This is a genomic window from Streptomyces sp. NPDC107546 (assembly GCF_055639175.1).
In genome coordinates, this window is sequence record NZ_JBVKBA010000012.1 from 212,254 (window position 1) to 229,277 (window position 17,024).

General features: G+C 68.5%; 13 protein-coding genes. 6 read left to right on the forward strand and 7 right to left on the reverse strand.

All coding sequences use genetic code 11. The features are described 5' to 3' along the window. Positions 1 to 47: 47 nt before the first annotated feature. Together ACZ7L1_RS20060 and ACZ7L1_RS20065 are read right to left on the reverse strand one after the other, a co-directional pair. Positions 48 to 629 (reverse strand): hypothetical protein, encoded by a 582-nt coding sequence (locus ACZ7L1_RS20060; protein ID WP_471438827.1) that lies wholly within the window; start codon positions 627 to 629, stop codon positions 48 to 50. Between the two features lie 30 nt (positions 630 to 659). Further along, entirely contained in the window at positions 660 to 1,163 is a 504-nt protein-coding gene (locus tag ACZ7L1_RS20065) for a hypothetical protein (protein WP_471438829.1), read from the reverse strand. A 205-nt stretch (positions 1,164 to 1,368) separates the two neighbouring features. On the opposite strand from ACZ7L1_RS20065, the gene ACZ7L1_RS20070 reads away from it, so the two are divergent. The 5 genes from ACZ7L1_RS20070 to ACZ7L1_RS20090 all read left to right on the forward strand — a co-directional run bounded on the left by ACZ7L1_RS20070 (position 1,369) and on the right by ACZ7L1_RS20090 (position 5,841). Continuing rightward, the gene (locus tag ACZ7L1_RS20070; RefSeq protein ID WP_471438831.1) at positions 1,369 to 1,695 is read left to right on the forward strand and encodes a WXG100 family type VII secretion target; all 327 of its coding nucleotides are present in this window, start codon (positions 1,369 to 1,371) and stop codon (positions 1,693 to 1,695) included. 20 nt (positions 1,696 to 1,715) lie between these two features. Next, on the forward strand, positions 1,716 to 2,846 hold the full coding sequence (locus ACZ7L1_RS20075) for a WXG100-like domain-containing protein (protein ID WP_471438833.1): 1,131 nt from the start codon (positions 1,716 to 1,718) through the stop codon (positions 2,844 to 2,846). Between the two features lie 297 nt (positions 2,847 to 3,143). Continuing rightward, positions 3,144 to 4,799, forward strand: a complete 1,656-nt coding sequence (locus ACZ7L1_RS20080) for an alpha/beta hydrolase (protein ID WP_471438835.1) — start codon at positions 3,144 to 3,146, stop codon at positions 4,797 to 4,799. Between the two features lie 97 nt (positions 4,800 to 4,896). Continuing rightward, a complete protein-coding gene (locus tag ACZ7L1_RS20085) occupies positions 4,897 to 5,328 on the forward strand; it encodes a hypothetical protein (RefSeq protein ID WP_471438837.1) in 432 nt (143 codons plus the stop codon). A gap of 30 nt (positions 5,329 to 5,358) precedes the next feature. Beyond that, positions 5,359 to 5,841, forward strand: coding sequence for a hypothetical protein (locus tag ACZ7L1_RS20090; RefSeq protein ID WP_471438839.1), 483 nt, complete (start codon positions 5,359 to 5,361; stop codon positions 5,839 to 5,841). Between the two features lie 156 nt (positions 5,842 to 5,997). On the opposite strand, the gene ACZ7L1_RS20095 is transcribed toward ACZ7L1_RS20090, so the two are convergent. The 5 genes from ACZ7L1_RS20095 to ACZ7L1_RS20115 form a co-directional block, all read right to left on the reverse strand. Continuing rightward, entirely contained in the window at positions 5,998 to 6,516 is a 519-nt protein-coding gene (locus ACZ7L1_RS20095) for a hypothetical protein (protein ID WP_471438841.1), read from the reverse strand. A 520-nt stretch (positions 6,517 to 7,036) separates the two neighbouring features. Beyond that, complete coding sequence (locus ACZ7L1_RS20100; RefSeq protein WP_471438844.1) at positions 7,037 to 8,971, reverse strand: ATP-binding protein; 1,935 nt, start codon at positions 8,969 to 8,971, stop codon at positions 7,037 to 7,039. An 81-nt stretch (positions 8,972 to 9,052) separates the two neighbouring features. Beyond that, positions 9,053 to 9,880, reverse strand: coding sequence for a hypothetical protein (locus ACZ7L1_RS20105; protein ID WP_471438846.1), 828 nt, complete (start codon positions 9,878 to 9,880; stop codon positions 9,053 to 9,055). 252 nt (positions 9,881 to 10,132) lie between these two features. Beyond that, positions 10,133 to 15,496 carry a toxin glutamine deamidase domain-containing protein gene (locus ACZ7L1_RS20110; protein WP_471438848.1) on the reverse strand — a complete coding sequence of 1,788 codons (5,364 nt, stop codon included), beginning with the start codon at positions 15,494 to 15,496 and terminating at the stop codon, positions 10,133 to 10,135. A gap of 318 nt (positions 15,497 to 15,814) precedes the next feature. Further along, positions 15,815 to 16,519: a hypothetical protein gene (locus tag ACZ7L1_RS20115; RefSeq protein ID WP_471438850.1), complete on the reverse strand. Its 705-nt coding sequence runs from the start codon at positions 16,517 to 16,519 to the stop codon at positions 15,815 to 15,817. 65 nt (positions 16,520 to 16,584) lie between these two features. Here ACZ7L1_RS20115 and ACZ7L1_RS20120 point away from each other — a divergent pair, with 65 nt between their 5' ends. Further along, positions 16,585 to 17,013, forward strand: coding sequence for a hypothetical protein (locus tag ACZ7L1_RS20120; protein ID WP_471438852.1), 429 nt, complete (start codon positions 16,585 to 16,587; stop codon positions 17,011 to 17,013). Positions 17,014 to 17,024: the final 11 nt, after the last annotated feature.

Genomic DNA, 17,024 nt, shown 5'->3' on the forward strand with positions numbered 1-17,024 from the left:
CAGGTGGGTGACAGGCGTGGGTGACAGGCGCACGCCGGGGGCCTCCGTCAGGTGAAGAACACCACGAGCAGGCTGATGGCGAACCCTGCAACGCCCACCACGACCAGTACGACGGTGGTGCGCAGCAGGGCCTGGCTCGCCGGCAGCCTGGAGGAGAAGCCGGTGACTGCGCCGAGGAGGCCGACGGCGAGGGGGATCAGGGCGCCGAACCACCATGCGCAGCCGACGGCGATGGCGCCGACCCAACCGTGGTCCAGTTTGTAGGAGGTGTCGCCGGTCCTGCGGGCCTCGAGGACGTGGCCGCGCTGGTACAGGGAGTCGCTCTTGAGTTCGGCGTTGAGGTCCTTGACGCTGCCGTCGTCGGCGGTGAAGGTGCCGTAGCACCACCTGGTCCTGGTCTTCTTCCGTGAACTGCTTGACGTGCTCCGGTACTTGTAGTCGACGGTGCAGGTCTCGACGGTGAGCTTGCCCGGTGTGGACGTGGCGTAGGTGTAGGGGCCGAGGAAGACGCCGAGGGCCAGGAGGACGAGGCCCACGAGGACCAGGCCCGCACCGATGAGGCGGCCGAGGCGCGTCCGGTCTCCGGATGCGGAGGCATTCGTCGCGGCGTTCCCGTGTACTTGGGTCATTGAGGGTTCCTCAGGATGGGGATGCGGGCTTCACAGGGCGAACGAGCATACGAGCGCTGCCAGGACGCCCACGGCGAAGACGCCGCCCAGGACGGGGCCGGTCACGGTCGCGGCCGGCAGGCGCTGCCAGGAGGCCGTGAAACCGGGAGCGTTGCGTGTGCCGAAGCCGGTGAGGAGGCAGTAGCTGCCGAATGCCAGCAAGGAGAGGCAGAACGAGAGAATTGCGGCGTCTTTTCCGGGATCCCGGTCCTGCGGCTGCTCGAAGGTGTCGTCCACTTGTACAACGGGGATTTTCGTCCCGGTCTCGAAACGCGACGTAGTCTGCACCGCCACATCCTGGTAGGTCACCCCACCGCGTTCTGCGGTCCAGGTCCCGGTGCAACTGAACCTGAGTTCCGTGGTCCGCCTGTGCGTGCCGTAGTGGGTCTTCGTGTGCGCTTCGCATGAAGAGACGGTGAGGGTTCCGTCGGTGCCCTCGCCGGCGAGTTCGCTGCGCAGTTCCGGAATGGTCGACGCGGCGACGACCGCAGCCACGACGAGCAGTCCCAGTCCGAGGAGTCTTCCCGCCCACAGGCTCCCTGTACTGCTGTAACTCGGCTGTGCTGTCAGCACTGTTGGTCCCCCCGGGCGACTTGACGATCTCTTGACTTACGGGCTGGCTGGGTCGTGCGCGAGGAGTCTAAGGTATCGGCCTGTCGTGCAATACGAACTGCAGCAACAGGGAGTCCGGGGGAGAGCGATGGAGTTCGACACCTTTGACGTTGACACGGCCGTGCTCCGGAATCAGGGGCAGAACTTCATCGACCTCGGGGGTGATTTCTCGAAAGCCTCCAAAGGGCTTCAGGGCACCCTCGAAGGGCTGGGAGAGCCCTGGGAGGACGCGGACTTCGGGGAGCTTTTCGGCCAGGTCTACACCCCGATTCGCGACGGAATCCTCACATCGATGGACAGCCTTGCGGAACGGCTCCAGCAAATCGGGCACAACCTACAGGACATGGCACGCGACTACGACGGATCGGACGCGTCGAACAGCGACCTGCTGAACGGAATTTCCGGCCACATCTAATCAAATACGGGGCTATTGGCATGTCGCTCACACTGCCCAGCGAGCTCGTCTGGGTGCTCGACCTCCTCGGCTACAGCTGGCCCGAGGCCGATGAAGAGGCACTGCACGAGGTCGCCGAGGCCTGGCGGAGTTTCGGCAAGGCGCTCGAAGACATCGAGACGCAGGGCGAACGCTTCGCCCGCACCGTCGTCGGCGCCAACGTCGGCACGGCCGTCGACGGCTTCAGCAAGTCCTGGGGCGCCTACACCGGCGCGAAAGGCGAGGACAGATACATCCCCGACGCGAAGACCGCGTGCGAGGTGATCGCCCTCGCCTTCGACGCGGCCGCGGTGGCGGTCCTCACGGCAAAGCTGTCCGTGATCGCGCAGCTCGTCGCCCTCGCCTTGGAGATCATCGCGGCGCAGGCGTCGGCACCCTTCACCTTCGGACTGTCCGAGATCGGCGGGCTGGGCGCCACGCAGGCCACGCGCGTGATCGTTCGGGAGCTGCTGGACAAGCTCAAGAGGGAGGTCATGGAGGCGATCACGAAGGCCATGGAGCACGCCTCCATGGACGCTCTCAAGAAGATCGCCAAGGAGCAGTTCGAGAAGATCACCAAGGAGAAGGTCAAGCAGTTCGCCAAGGACCAGATCAAGCAGCAGGCCAAGCAGTTCGTCCAGGAGAAGGTGGTCGACGCCGCCAAGGACAAGGCCAAAGAGGCCGCCATCGGAATGGCGCAGGACATCGGCCGGCAGAGCGTCGAGACCTACTTCGACGCGCGGTCCGGCATCGACCTCGGAGAGACGGCGGGCGTCGCCAGGACGGCGGCCGGTGAGTACGTGGACGGCCTCAAGAACGAGGTCACCGGGGGAGAGGGGTCGACCCTCGCCGACTACACCGACGTGTCCGGGCACGTGGACAACGCCGTGGACAGCGCGACGGAGAAGGTCAGCGGGGCGGTCGGGGACCGCGTGCAGCGGGGTGTCGACGCGGTGGCCGGACACGGTGCCCGTACGACGCAGCCGGCCGGAGGCGCCTCCACGGAAGGTTCCGGTTCCGCGGGCGCCACGCAGGGGTCCAACAGAGCCGTGGCCATCGCCTCCGCCGGGCGCTCCAGCTCCCCGAACACCTCGGAGAGCACGGACGACTGGGCGCGCAGCGAGTTCGGATGACGCCGCGGCTGCCTTTCACCGCCTCACCGCTCCATCGCTGCAAGGACGTGCCCGACCCGTGACCGCCGACCGGGAGATCGAGGACGAGGAACTCATGGGTACGGGTGCTTCGGCCCGCATCGGTCGAAGCGGCCGGCGAGCGGGCCGAGTTGGCGATTGCCCCGGTGGCGAGGCCGTCGGCTAGGCTGTGCGCCTCGAACTCATGAGTGAGCAGTAGCAACGGGGGTTGCCTCATGGCCACGTGGGTGGACTTGCCATGCCCTGAGGGGCGCGCGGGCCGGCCGACCGGGGGCCTACGTGGCTTCTGACTTCTCCCGGCTGATGAAACAGGACTTCTCCGACCTGGAAGCCGCTGCCAAGGGCTGGCGCAACCTGTCGACGACCATGGACTCCCTCACCGACCGCCACCGCCGGCAGGTCACCGGACCACTGCACCAGTCCTGGAAGGGCGACGACGCAGACGCGGCCCTCTTCTACCTGGAGGACGTCGAATCGCGGATCGGTGTGGTCGAGACGGAGGCCATGGCCATCGCCGAGGTCCTGGACACCACGAAGTTCTGGATGGAGCAGGCCCAGACGGACCTCCGCAACGCGGTGCGACGTGCAGAAGAGGACCACTTCCAGGTCGACGGTGACGGGGAGGTCAGCGATCCGACGACCACCGGCCTGCCACACCAGGACCCCGACGCACGGCAGACCATCGCGGACCGCAGTGCCCTGTTGGGAGAGCACCGCGCGGCCATCGACGAGGCCCTGACCGCCGCGCACAAGGCAAGCTATGACGGCGCGAAGGCCCTTGCGGAGCTGAACGGTGACATCCTCACCGACCCGCTCAGCCATGACGCGGCAGCCGAATCCGCCCAGGACGTCAAGCAGGCCATGAAGGCGGTGGGCGTCCAGCCTCCGCAGATCCCCGACGACGACCCGAAGGCCGCCGCCGAGTGGTGGAAGGCTCTCAGCCCCGAGGAGCGTCAGGCCTACACCACGCTCTATCCGAAGGAGATCGGCGCGACCGATGGTCTGCCGACCGACGCACGCGACGACGCCAATCGCACGGCCCTCGCCCAGGAGATCAATCTGGCCCAGGAGGGCAACTACGCCGAAGGGTTCCCGGGTGACAGCCTGGAGACGGTCAACAGGCGTCTGAACAACATGCTGGTGCTCAACGAGCGGCTCGACGCCGCGGACGGCGCACCCAAGGGCAAGGAGTTGTACCTCCTTGGCTATGACTCCAAGGACGACGGACGGGCCATCATCGCCATGGGTGACCCGGACACCGCCGCGCACACCGGAATCCTGGTGCCAGGCACCAACACGAACATGGACGCCGTGCCTGGTCAGATCGAGCGCATCGGCAGGCTGCAGTCGGCGGCGATGCAGCAGTCCAACGGCCAGAGCGTGGCGATGGTCACCTGGCTCGGCTACGACGCCCCCGAGGCTTCCCTGACCGATTTCAACAGCGTCGGCGGGACCGGACGGGCCGAGGACGCCGCTCCGGACCTGCGCCAGTTCGTGGCGGGCATGCACGCCTCCCACGACGGGTCGCCGAGTCACACCACCGTCCTCGGACACAGCTATGGCTCGACGGTTGTCGGTGCCGCTGCGGCGGGGGGCTCCGGTCTGGGAGCTGACGACGTAGTGGTGGTCGGCAGTCCGGGGATGACCGTGGACAAGGCGAATGATCTGCAGATGGACCCGGAGCACGTATGGATCGGCGGGGCGGATGACGACGCCGTAATCAAGCACGCCGCCAATCTCACCCTTGGCCCCGACCCGATGTGGAGAGAATTCGGTGGCAACGATTTCGAAGTCGACACGCACGGCCACAGCGGTTATTGGAACAAGGGCAGCGACTCCCTCGCCAACCAGGGAGCAGTCATCGCGGGGAAGCAGCCCACGGAGGTTCCGAAGGAGGACCTGCCACCGGAGGCTCAAATCGTACCCGGCCTTTAACTCCCTTCTCCGCACGGTACTGGCTGTCTCCGCAGCCCTGCTCCTGACTGGAGGCTGTATGTCTCAAGGTGACGACCCGAACGCTCCGCTACCCCGCATGGAAAAGGACGCCGCGGTGAAATGGGCCAAGGACTACACCGCGTACATGGCCCGGCTCACCGATGTCGAACTCACCCCCTCGACGGCCGAGGTGAACTTCGAGGCGTGCATCGGGGAGAACGACGAGGTCGCCGAGGACGGCCGGTACAGCCTCTTCTACTACGTCAACTCCCCGGCCCCTGTGACGGAGCACACACGCGTCGTGCGGACGCTCCGCCGGGAACTCTCTCAGCAAGGGTACGAGGTCACCTCATACCGGGAGTTCAAGAACGCTTATGCGTCGGCGGTGTTCAGAGCCCGCAACAAGAAGAATTCCTATGTGGTCACGGCCGACACCGTCGGTTCCGGCAAGACGGAGCCACAGGAACTCTCCTTCGCCGTACGCACCCCTTGCATGCTGCCGCCCGGAGTGAAGCAGCAGCAGTTCTGAACGGCCACGAGGAACTGGGAGGAACCGCACGTGTCCCAGCGCACGGACGTCGACCCGGCTGAACTTCGCGCCTCCGCCGGAGCCTGCGACGGCATGGCCCGGGCCATGAAGGACCCAGCCGACAAGGCGGTCAAGGAGACCGGCACCGCGGGCACCTCACTCACCGGCTGGTCGATCGGACCCGCCCTGGCGGAGATCGCCACCAGCTGGAAGCCCGCGCTCGCCGGTCTGCACGCCCGTGTCCAAGCCGGCGGGGACAATCTCAGGTCGTCGGCGGACGGCCATGAGTGGAACGACGAGCGGGTCTCCCAGGACTTCGAGAAGATGGGCACGGACACCGCGACGCAGGCCACCCCCGGTGTGATGCCCGCGGTGCTTCGCCCGCGCGGGGGCGAGCAGCACCCCGTCCGGCACCCGGGCGCCGCCCCGGGCTTGGACCCGGGGGGGCCGCCCGTCCGGCGACGGTCCACTGGACCCGCGCACCTCGTACGGCACCAACATGCCGACATATGACGAGACCATCGGCACCCGCCCCACGCCCGGCACGAACGACTTCGGCTGACTCGCTGCACGTGCCTCACCGCACGGACCCACACGGCGACGGGATTTCCGTGACCGCGGCCCCCGGAATCGGTTCAGGTCCAGCCACGGAGCGCTACTGACGGGCAGTCATGTCTGACGGCGGCTGTTGCCGACCACGTAGGCAAGACCCCACGCTGCGGCCGCGGCGACCACGAGGCCGAGCGGGGAGAACCAGTCGACTCCGCCGTGGGCTTCGCTGGTCCACCAGGCCTTGGCCGGGAAGAACGGCTCGGCCTCCAGCAGGTCCATGAGGGCCATGGGCGACCGCTCCCAGGCGAAGACCAGCGGGATGGCGTTGACATAGCCGAAGAAGGCGCCGAGCGCGGCGATCACGGCCCCACCGATCCGGGCGCCGTTGCTCCGGTGAGCCATCAGGCCGACCAGGGAGCCGACGATCGCGCCGTTGAGCAACGCGTGGGCGAGATAAAGGGTGTTGGCCGTCGTGAGCGACTGATCCTTGTACGTGGCCAGGATGAGACCGCTGTAGAGCAGCGAGACGACGACCGAGACGAAGAATCCGAGGAGGACCGCTCCGACCGGATTACCGCTTGCGCTCGGCTGCTGTCCGAAGGGGGGTGCCTGGAACGGCGGGCCGGGCTGCACCAAATATGGCGGTTGCACCGGCGGCGGGCCTGGGAGTGGCGGTGGCCCACCGTACACCGGAGTCTGGCCCGGAACGGGTGGCAACCCGGCGTGCATCGAGGGTCGCCCCGCAACCGGCGGCGGCCCGGGCTGCATCGGGGGCTGTTCAGGGGAAGTCGGCGGCCCGAATCCCGGCGGCTGCTGCGACGGCGGGGCGGGCTGGTTGAAAGGGTTGTAAGGGCTCGTCGGTGGCTGTGCGGGTTGTGGTGGTGGTTGGAACGGCGGCCGGCTCATGAATCCCCCATGGAGTCAACTGGCATATCAACTGGCAGAAGTTGCAACCTACCAGTGAGATCAGCAGGCGGCCGTCGGAGCCGGAGCGGGCTGCGTGAGGCGCCGAGGGGCGAGTACGGCGGTCACGCCGGGCGTCTCTTCAGGGTGCGCCTCGGTGGGCGGAGACAGGGCCGCGCTGCCCGTGGCGGCGCGGGTGTCACATCCCGGGAGGTGGCCGACTGATCGAGGGGGAAGGTGGGTGTCTCATGCCCTACGTGGCTGTCGCCGAGTCCACCGGACGGAGGCGGAGGACTTTCGCCCCGCGCTCGGTGGCGACGAGAAGGATGCCGTCGGGGGACAGGTCTGCGGAGGTGATCGGGACGTCGGAGATGAGCGCGGCCACGACCTCGTGGCTCTCCCGGTCCCAGATGCGCACGTAGTCGGCGCCGCGGCTGAGGCCCAGCGGGGCGGCACCCCGTTCCTCCTCGGTCGGACGCAGGATCTGTGCGGGATCGGTGTCGCCGAGGTCATCCGCCTGTGCGAGACCGTGGACGAGCACCGCGGAACCACTCATCTCGTCCGTCGAACGTGCGCCGGGTGTGTCGGGTGGCACGACGAGTACCGCCACGGGGGTCGCCGGCCCTTCGCCCTGGGGCAGGCTGGCGACGGTCACATCGCTGATGCCCGCAACGGGCAGGCTCCACAGGGTCTGCCAGGGCAGGTCGACTCCGAGCCGGTGTACGGCAGCGGCGTATTCGGGCAGGCCGTGCTCGACGAACGCGGTCTCCAGCAGAGCGGCACGCCACGGCGCGGAGACCTCGTTGCGGGTCAGCAGGGGCGCGGCACGCAGATACGCACGGGCGGGTGCGCTCAGCTCCTCCACCGGGACGGCCTCGATGGCGGCGCGCAGCGGCACCGGGTCGGCGTAAACGAACAGCCCAGGATCCGTCAGGAGTTGGGGCAGCAGGTCCGCCGCCAGCGTGTGGCCCGCGATGTGGTCGCGTACGTACGGGTCGGCCTTGCTCCAGTCCTGTTCGGGCACGGCCTCCAGCAGCGTCATCGCGATCTGCGTCTGAGCGGCGCGAACGTTCGGCAGGCCGGCTCGGATCTCGTCGCCGATGGCGGGGTGCAGGAGGCGCAGCAGCGTACGTTCGCTGTTGTCGTCCTCGCCGCCGTCCGACTTGTGCTCCACGAGCTGTACGAAGGGACCGACAAGTGCCATCCCGCCCGCGATGGTCTGGCTCATGTCCCGCCCGGCGACCGCGCTCGCCAGCCGCGCCCAGAGGTGGACGGGCATGCCGTCGGTCTCGGCCAGGGCGAGCGGCGCCAGCAGCAGCCGCAGGGTCTGCGGGTCGACGCCGAGCCGTCTGGCGTGCAGGTCGAGTGCCTCGCCGACGGAGGTCGGCAACTGGCTCTCGTCGGCCGGATCGAAGCCCTCGGGAGCGGTGAGAACGCTCTGGACGGCGAGCTGCACGACCAAGGGGCTGGTCCCCGCACGGCGCCCGATGGCCGCTGAGAGGGCGCGCCGGGCCTCCGGGTCATCGATGAACGGCAGGTCCGTCCCGGCGAATCGAGGGCTCATCGCCGCCTCCGCGTGCCGTACAAGCCCTTCGGGGTCGGCCCACGGCGGCTCGTCGAGATCGATGATCTGCAGTGTGCTCGCCGGCAGTCCCTCAGCCAGCTCGGTCACGAGATGTCGCGGCAGCTCCGCCACGAGGCGGACCGAGTCGAGGGCGGCGAGAGGCTTGAGTACGTGGCGTACCAGTACGGAGGGTTCGTCCGTGTGCCGGACCGGGCCCGCCTGATCCACATCGAGGACGACGAGGGACACCGGTTCGTCGACGGCTGCCAGCTCGGCGTAGACGTCCTCGGTTCGCTCCACCGGTAGCTCGTAGTGGTCGGCGAGGGCCCAGAGGAATTGTTGGGCCGTCAGTCCGCGCGAAGCCGCCGCAGCGGGTGCGGGCAGCTCGGCAGGCACGATCGACGGGTCGAGCCGATCCAGATCCAGCTGCTTGCGGGACTCCGGGTCGCACAGCATCAGAAACCCGGTGAGCAGCCGAGAGCGGCCACTGCCGGAATGTCCCGTGAGTGCCACCACACGAGGCGCCCCCGGCGACGCCATGCGCCAGGCGGCAAGCGCGCGCAGGGCGTTGGTGCGACCGCCTATGTGGGGGTGCGGAGCGTAGCCGCCGGTTGCATCGGTCATGGATTCCCGTCCTCCGCTGGTGCGGACGTGTGCGCAGGCTTTCGGCTTCCGGGTGGTCCGGGCCGTCGGCCGGTGCGGGCCTCAGATGGGCAGGGCTCCCTTGAAGCGGGAGTTGGGGACGTCGGGGTGGGTGGTGGCGAGCCAGCCGTGGCCGTGGGTGTACTGCGCGAGTTGAGGGCCGGGTTCGACCGAGAGATTGTCGGCTGCCCTGGACGCGTCGGGAACGCCTTCGGCGTACTCCTCGGCCTCGTCCTCGTCGGCGTCCTCCCTGTACGAGACCTCGAAGGGCAGCGGTTCTCCTTCGAACTGGGGATGTTCGTAGGTGCCGTAGCTGCGCACCAGGTGGCCGTCGCGGGCGACGTACCAGTTCTCGGCGGAGTTGTAGGGGTCGATGATGTAGAAGTGGGCCTCACCGCATCGCTCGCTGAGTTCCCTGGCCAGCCGGAATCCGTCGAGTTCGTCCAGGAACGAATTTCCCCACAGCATGCGCCAGTTCGCGACCTGCCCCTTGGCGCGCCAGTTCTCGAATTCCGGGGTGATGAAGACCCGGTAGGCCCGCCGGGTCTCGCCCCGGGAATCCTGGAAGTCCAGGGCGTCGGTGGCCTGGGTGGCCGCGGCCACGCCCATGACGGTGGTCACCGGCCGAAGGTCGTGCAGGCCGAGAGCCGCTACGGCGTCGTCGAGCCGGTCCGCCGGGAAGGCCAGCCAGCGGCCGGCCTCCGAGGGGACCGAAACCGGGCGTTCGTCCATGATCTTGATGCGTACGAGGCGTTCCAGGGCACGGCGGTCGACCTCGTCGAGCGCGTCCGCACCGCCCAGATTGACCAGGATCTCCAAGGCGTTGCCGCGCAGCCGCCCGGGGCCCTCACGTCGGATCGCACGGAGGCGCGGGAGCGCCTCGTCACCCATGCGTTCAATGATGGACTGAACGTCACGCCTGGGGCTCCTCGGTCCTCGGTCGAGGGTATGGGGCAGGAGCTGGTCAATGCTTTCCGGCCCGAGTGCCGCCAGGGCGTCCCTTGCCGCCCGGCGAACGGTGCGGTCTCGAACCGACAGGTCGCGAACGAGGGTGTCAACGGTTTCTGGCATGGGGCATAGCCTAGTTCTGGTCCATGGGAGTGGTTGAGGATGTGTCCCTGAGCGGTATCCGCGTGTGTGACGTTACTTCTTCAGCGCAGGAAGGATCGTGTCCCAGGTTTCCCTGAGAGCATCGATGTGTCGATCGAACTCAGCAGTAATGGCCTGCTCCTTGAGGGTCCGGGTCTCGGTGCGCTGGGCATCAAGTTCTTTGGTGATGGAGTCGATCAGTTTGGTGCCGGATTTTCCTTCGAGCCTCCTCAGCGCCTTTGCGAGCCGTTGTTCGTCACCCTTGTAGCGCTCACTCCACTGCTCAGCCATGTGCTCCTTGATCTTGTCGTCCGGCATGTCTTTCAGCATTGCGAGCGTTTCTTTCTTCTCGGCGCGCATCTGCTTGCGGATCGCGACACCCTCAGGGTCGTCTCGGTAGGTCGTGCTGTAATGGATCGGCACGCCTTTGAAGCGGTCGTCCAGGAGGACCGTGGAGCATTTCATGTGCCCCTCGCCCTGTCCGCACGGTTCGCGCTCGGTATAGAGTCCCAGCGGTGTGTACTTCGTGCCTTCCTGGTCCATGCGTTTGAGCCAGTCGAGCAGATGCCTCTCCGAGTGGCGCGGTTGAACGCCCGGCAGCTTTTGATTGGCAGGAACCGATGAATCCACTACATAGGTGACTTCGTGGTCCGGCGGCGGGCCCTGTACTTCGAGGACCGCGAAGTTCTTGCCGCTGAAATCCGGTCCGTTGCGCCTGACTTTTCCTGCCTCGTCGGAGGGGAGCTTGTTGAAAGACGCCTTCTTGAAGAGTTGGTTGACCGCCATTCGGTGCAGTCGTACGCCCAGTGACTCCTTGGACATCTTGGCGCCCCGGTCGGGTGTTTTCGGAGCCGGGTCGCCCTCGTTCTCACCTCGATAAGGGCGGCTGATTCGCTCCGGGTTGACGCCGACGCTGTGCTCCTTGTGGAAGGAGAGGCCGAGCCGGGCAAGCGAAGCCACGACTGCCTGCTGCTCTCCTCGCGAGAGTCGATCGAACCCTTCCAGATGCTGGCTGAGCTGGGCCCTGGTGAAGCTTCGCGGGCCGTCGGGGTGGGGGTGCGGACTGTCTCCGGAAGTCGCCCGCAATACGTTCGTGAGTTGCCCCGACTCCGCCCACCGGTGCAGGCGGTCATGAACCCGGTCCAGCTCGACCCTGTAGACGTCCCGGTTGTCGCGCAGTGTGTCCTGCAGTGCGTCGGGCTCGATGCCGTATTCCCTGGAGCCGGAGTCCTCCGGATGCTCATGTGTGCGAGAGGTGTCGCTGTCCGGGCCCTCCTCGGTGATCCGGCGGCTCTCGTCCGAGGTGTCACTGTCGCCGCGGTCGTGCGGATCGGTGTAGGGGTGATCGTCGGAGTTCTTCTTGGGGCTGTCCTGGGCGGAACCGGAGTCCGCAGGGTTCTCGCTGTCGCCGTTGGTCTTTCCACCGGGCTCTTCCGGCGTTCGGTGATCGGGCCTGTCGACCGGGGGGGAAGTGTGCTGTTCCTGGTCGGACGTTCGACCCGGAGTGATCGAATCGGTGACCGGGTCGCCCGGGGACGCATGAGGGGCGGGATCGGTCGTGTCGGGTCCGGACGTGTTCGTTGCGTCGGTACGCGGCGTGCTGTCCGGCGCCGGAACGGCGTCCTTTGCGGGGGGCGTCTCCCGGTCGCGTGCGTTGTCCAGGCTGCTCTCGGCGTCGGAACGCGTCGGGCTGGAGTCGGGGGCACGGGTGGTGTCGGACGACTCACCCGTCGAAGGTGTCTCGGGCCGCGGCGAGTCGGCATGGGAGGGACCCTCGTCGGCTCGGCTGCGGTCGTCGGCATCGGCGACCGACTGGTCGTCCGTGGGTTTCCCGGCGTCCGGCTGGGCGGAGTCCGGGTTGGGAGCATCAGAGGATTCGGCGGACGGATCCGTAGCGGTGGTGGTCTGGGTTTCGCCGTCTGGCAGTGGGGTGTCGGTCTTCTGCTGGGAGGTCTCCGCAGCCTCTTGGGAGGCATCGGCTCCGTCTTGAGAGGAGTCCGTACCGTCCTCGGAGGTCTCCGAGTGGGCCTGGCTGGTGTCGATCGGGTTCCGGTCGGCGTCCAGCGGGATGTGCCAGACGTGCTCGGCGTTGTCGATGTGTATGGGGTCATGGCTGACCTGCCCGGTCTGGGTGTCGATCCAGATGATGTCGCCGTGGTGGTTGACGGCGTTGAAGGCGTGGCCTCCTCCGCCGGGCCAGTCGACCTGGACGATGGCCGCTGAGCCGTGGCCGGCTTGCTGGAGCGTGTTGGCGATGTTGTTCGCGGTGTCGGGGTTGTTGCCCGGGCCGGCGTAGGTGTGGGCGGCGCCCGTCCAGCGGATCTGGTTGTCGTTCGCGTTGTTCTCGGGGGACCAGACGTCGGGGTTGCCGTGTTCGTCGGTGTCGAGGGTGCGGGGGGCCGATACCTGGGGGTTTCCGTACCAGGTCTCCAGGAACGAGCGGGAGCAGTCGGCGCAGTTGTTGCTGCGTCCGGGGACGGTGTTGCCGCCATCGTTCTGGAGTTGGGACCAGTGACCGAAGGGGTCCGGGAAGCGTTGCGGGGTGCCGTCTTCGTCGTGCGGCACCGCGTCGACCAGCGCCAGCTGATCGGCGGGGTCGGGTTCGGACAGGCCTCCCGGGTAGTGGTCCAGGTCGGCGCGAATGTCCTCCAGGCTGTCCTGCTGCGGGTGTTGCTGATGATTCGGGGTGCCGGGAGTGGCCTGGGGGGAGCCCGGGTGGTGCGGCGTGGCAGGCCCTGCCGAGTGCGGCGGTGAGGCCGAGGCGCTCGGGGTGTGGACGGGGGTGTGGATCGGGACCGCCGTCACCTGGTGATGTTGTTGTTGCTGTTGCGGGTTGTTGGACGGTGCGTTCTGCGACGGCGTGTTCGGCTGTGCGGCAGGCTGCTGTGGCGCGTTGGGGGTGCGAGGCCTGCTGCCCGCGGGCTCGTGGGGCGGCCTGCTGGGAGCGGAGCCGGTGTCGGTGCCCGGCCGGTTCTGGGCACCGGGCGTGCCGGGTGTGCTCTGGACGGTGGGGCTGGCGGCGGGGCCGGGCGCGGTTGAGGAGTTCGGGGTACGGCTGCTCGGTGTCGAGGAGTTCGAGGTGCCGTTGCTCGGTGTCGATCCTCGCTCGGATCCGGTGCCGGTCGAGGGGGACGGCGTCGTCGCGGAGGTGTTCTGGCCCGGAGTGCGGGTAGGGGTGCTGCCGGCCGGGTCCGTGGTATCGCGGGGGGCGGTGCGGTCCCCCGGAGTGGTACCGGAAGTGTTGCGCGGCGTGGTGCCGTCGCCCGGGGGCGTGGTGCGGGGGGTGGTGCCGTCGCCCGGCCTCGTGCCGGGGGTGTCGCGAGGCGACGTGCGGTCCCCCGGAGTGGTACCGGAAGTGTTGCGGGGCGTGGTGCCGTCGCCCGGGATCGTGGTGCGGGGGGTGGTGCCGTCGCCCGGCCTCGTGCCGGGGGTGTCGCGAGGCGACGTGCGGTCACCGGGCGTCGTACCAGGCGTGTTGCGCGGCGTGGTGCCGTCGCCCGGCGCCGTGCTCCCGGGCGTGCGCTGGGTCGGTATTCGGCCGTCCGCTGTGCCGGATACCCGGCCGTCCGCGGTGCCGGATGCCCGGCCGTCGGCCGTGCCGGATGCCCGGCCGTCCGCGGTGCCGGATACTCGGCCGTCCGCCGTGCCGGATGCCCGACCGTCGGCCGTGCCGGATACCCGGCTGTCCGCCGTCGGGCCCGGAGTGCTCCGGGGTGTCGTCGGAGACGTGGGGCTCTGGGTGGAGGCAGGTCCGGTGGCCGTGGAGGAGGACGTACTGGAGGCACTGGCGGAAGGAACCCTCACCCCACCCGAGTTGGCGGTCGGGCTGCTCGGGGTCGCGGCGGGCGAGGCATTGCTGGACGTACTCCCGCCCTGGTGCGAACCGGCCACACCGCCCGTCGTGGAAGGCGCGACAGGAGGCGTCGGGATGGCCGAGACGCCATCCACACGGCCCCCGCCTCCGGTGGCCGCAGGGGACGGATCACTCGTCGTCGGTGTGGGTGCGGCACTGGAGTGGGTGGGGACGCTGGCGGCCAGGCTGTCGATCGACGTGCCGATTCCGCCGCCGCTGCCGCCTTCCGCCGGGGATGCCGTGCCGCTGGAGGAGGCGTGGCTGGGTGCGGCGTGCGGTGTCGGTGAGGAGATACCGGCCGGGGAAGAGCCGCCGCCGGTGCCGGTGGGGCCTGACGTGCTGGGAGCGTCGGTCGAGCCGGTGGTGTCCGGAGCGCTGTGCGATGGTGCGCTGAGTGCGGGATCGTCGAAGTCGGACAGTGACGTCGTATGCCTCGGGGTCGGAATGTCCGAGGTGGAAGGATTCTGCCCGGGGTCCGACCCGGAGTGGTCGGAGTCGGGGCCCGCACCCAGATCTGGCGTGCCGATGTGAGTGCCGCCGGTGTCGGCGGATATCCCGCCACCTATGTTCGTGCCGGGGCCGCTGTCCGAACGCGTCGACGGCGAGGAGTCCGACCCGGACGAGTCGGAACCGTTGGAGCCGGAGTGGGAGTCGGCGGAGGACGAATCTGAGGAGGGCGAATCGGAGGACGAGGAGCTGGAGGACGAGTCGGAGGAGTTGTTCGAGGATGAGTCCGAATCCCCATCGCTCCCGGACGAGCCGGAATCCCCGGCACTGTCGCTCGAGCCGTCCCGGCCCTCACTCCCAGACGCCTCATGCCCGTCGATGCGGCTGTCGATGGCGTGGTGGGCGCGGTGGCCGGCCTTCTCGCCCAGGCTGTCGCGCACGCCCTCGGCGAGGGTCTGTGGGGTCTGCTTGATGGCGTCCCAGGCGCTGTCGGTGCCCTTTTTGACGGTCGTGGCGAGGTCGTAGCCCTCCTGGGCGCCGAAGCCTACGTTGACCGTCTGGCGGATCAGGTCGGTGATGATCGCCTCGATCATGGAGATCGCAGGCTCCTTCATCGCCTCTACGATCGCCTCCAGCAGTGCTTCTTTGAGTTCGTCGAGGAGGCGCCGCACGATGAGCCGGGTGGCCTGGGTGGCGCCCAGTGCGCCGACTTCGGACAGGCCGAAGGTGAAGGGGGCGGCGGCTTGGGCGGCGGCGATCTCGATGGCCAAGGCGATCAGCTGGGCGATCACCGCCCACTTGGCGAACTCGACGAGGTAGGCGCAGGCCTCCAGCACGGTCGCGATGATGTAGGCGGCCTGGGCGGCGTTGGCGAGGTAGCCTCCGGAGCCGCCGCCGTCGAACTTGGCGTAGACCTTGGTGAACGCGTCGATCGACTCGCCGGCGTTGTGGGCGACCACCTGGCGGGCGCTGGCGTTCGCCGCGGTGTGCAGTTCGGTGACGTCGTCGCCGAACTTCCGCCACAGGGCGGCGCACTCCTTGAGCTTGTCCTCGTCTGCCGTCGGCCAGCGGTAGCCGAGCATCTCGAGAACCCATTCGAGCTCGTCCGGCAGCATCATCGACACAGCAGAAAGCACCCCCGTCAGCCGACGCGGCCGTACAACTCCCTCATCCGTCAAGGGAAATCACACAGGAGTACAGCCGCTGGCAAAGTTTACGGAATCACCCACCGGCGACTTCAGGCATCGCTGTCACAAATCCGTTGCAGGTCCTGACGGTTGCTTCGACATGCGCGACCGCCAACCGCGCGCATCGGCGAACCGTCCGCGGCCCACCGCCCGCCCCCGCTCCTGCTGACGGCGGCCGGAGGCGGGGCGCGCCCGAAGGGTCGGACCCCGGTGGAGCACAGCGTGTCAGTCGGCCCCTGCCGGCACCGGTCAGACGAAGTAGCTGACCAGGAAGGACACCCCGGCTCCCACGATCCCCACGCCGATCATCCCGAGCAGGACCGGACGCGTCACCCCCCGCCCCGCCGCCTCCCACGCCTCGTCGTACGAGACGCGGCTCTGGCCGAACGGCGCGTATCCCGTGGCCAGGCAGAAGACGCCCAGGCCGGTGAGGACCCATCCGCCGAAGAAGGCCCCGAAGAAGCGCCAGGCGCGGTCCATTCCGCCCTGGACATAGTCGCCGTTCCCCGAGGTGGCCGTCGTCGGCGCGTCCGTCTGCTGCACCGCCAACTCGGTGCCCTCCGCGTACCTATGCCTGACCTGCACCGCCGCGACCGCGTCCTTGCTCGTGCCGCCGTCGGAGACGAACGTGCCCTCGCAGCGGACGGGGCGGCGGTTCTTGTGACTGCTCCGCGAGGCGTTGTTCGGGTGGCTCACCTGGCACTGCTTCACGGTCAGGGTGCCGTGCGTGCCGGCCCAACCCGCCAGGTACGCCCCCTCGTACGCCCCCCACCCGCTCAGGGCGAGGCCGGCGAGCAGGAAGACCAGACCACCCCAGCGCCCGAGGCGGCCGAAGGCCCTGCCGACGAGACCGGCGGCCGGGGAGCGGTCGGTTCCTTTGTCCTTTCCCGTGCTGTGCGTCTGAGCCATGACGTCGAAGTCCTTCTCCTCTTCGGCGGATTGGGGGGTCAGCATGGCATCCACCGGTTACGCGAGATACTTCGGGTGTCCGAGGAACGAGGGCAGCGAGGAGAAGCGACATGGCCAGGCCCCCCGAGAACTCACCGACCCCCTATGGCTCTTCGCAGGACCGCGGGGTGCTGGACGAGGCGCTCGAACCGGAGCAGATACGTTCGCTGAACTCCGCCCTGCGCAAGCTGTCCGAGAGGGACAACGTCGGCAAGGACATGCAGGACGCGGCGAAGCGGTTGCTCTCCGGCCGGCTCGCCCTGCGCGACGCCCTGGACGACCCCGCAGTGGCGCGCGCCCTGGGCGGGGGCCTGGCGCCCTTGCGCGGCCAGTGGGAGTCGCTCTCCGAGGAGGAGCGCGAACAGATCAGGCACGGGGAGCCGCTGACGAGCGGTGAGCCGTCCTCGGGGCAGGCCGAGCCGAGGGGCTCGGCCGACGAGGGCTCGCAGTCGAGGAGGAAGAGCCAGGGGCGGCACAGCGGCGGGTTCTCGCTGTACTGATCCCGTGCCGA

What these genes read in the sequence shown, in the direction of transcription:
- ACZ7L1_RS20060 (WP_471438827.1), bottom strand. Translation starts at nt 629, where the DNA reads ATGACCCAAGTACACGGGAACGCCGCGACGAATGCCTCCGCATCCGGA.
- ACZ7L1_RS20070 (WP_471438831.1), top strand. Translation starts at nt 1,369, where the DNA reads ATGGAGTTCGACACCTTTGACGTTGACACGGCCGTGCTCCGGAATCAG.
- ACZ7L1_RS20075 (WP_471438833.1), top strand. Translation starts at nt 1,716, where the DNA reads ATGTCGCTCACACTGCCCAGCGAGCTCGTCTGGGTGCTCGACCTCCTC.
- ACZ7L1_RS20085 (WP_471438837.1), top strand. Translation starts at nt 4,897, where the DNA reads ATGGAAAAGGACGCCGCGGTGAAATGGGCCAAGGACTACACCGCGTAC.
- ACZ7L1_RS20100 (WP_471438844.1), bottom strand. Translation starts at nt 8,971, where the DNA reads ATGACCGATGCAACCGGCGGCTACGCTCCGCACCCCCACATAGGCGGT.
- ACZ7L1_RS20105 (WP_471438846.1), bottom strand. Translation starts at nt 9,880, where the DNA reads ATGGGTGACGAGGCGCTCCCGCGCCTCCGTGCGATCCGACGTGAGGGC.
- ACZ7L1_RS20110 (WP_471438848.1), bottom strand. Translation starts at nt 15,496, where the DNA reads ATGATGCTGCCGGACGAGCTCGAATGGGTTCTCGAGATGCTCGGCTAC.
- ACZ7L1_RS20115 (WP_471438850.1), bottom strand. Translation starts at nt 16,519, where the DNA reads ATGCTGACCCCCCAATCCGCCGAAGAGGAGAAGGACTTCGACGTCATG.
- ACZ7L1_RS20120 (WP_471438852.1), top strand. Translation starts at nt 16,585, where the DNA reads ATGGCCAGGCCCCCCGAGAACTCACCGACCCCCTATGGCTCTTCGCAG.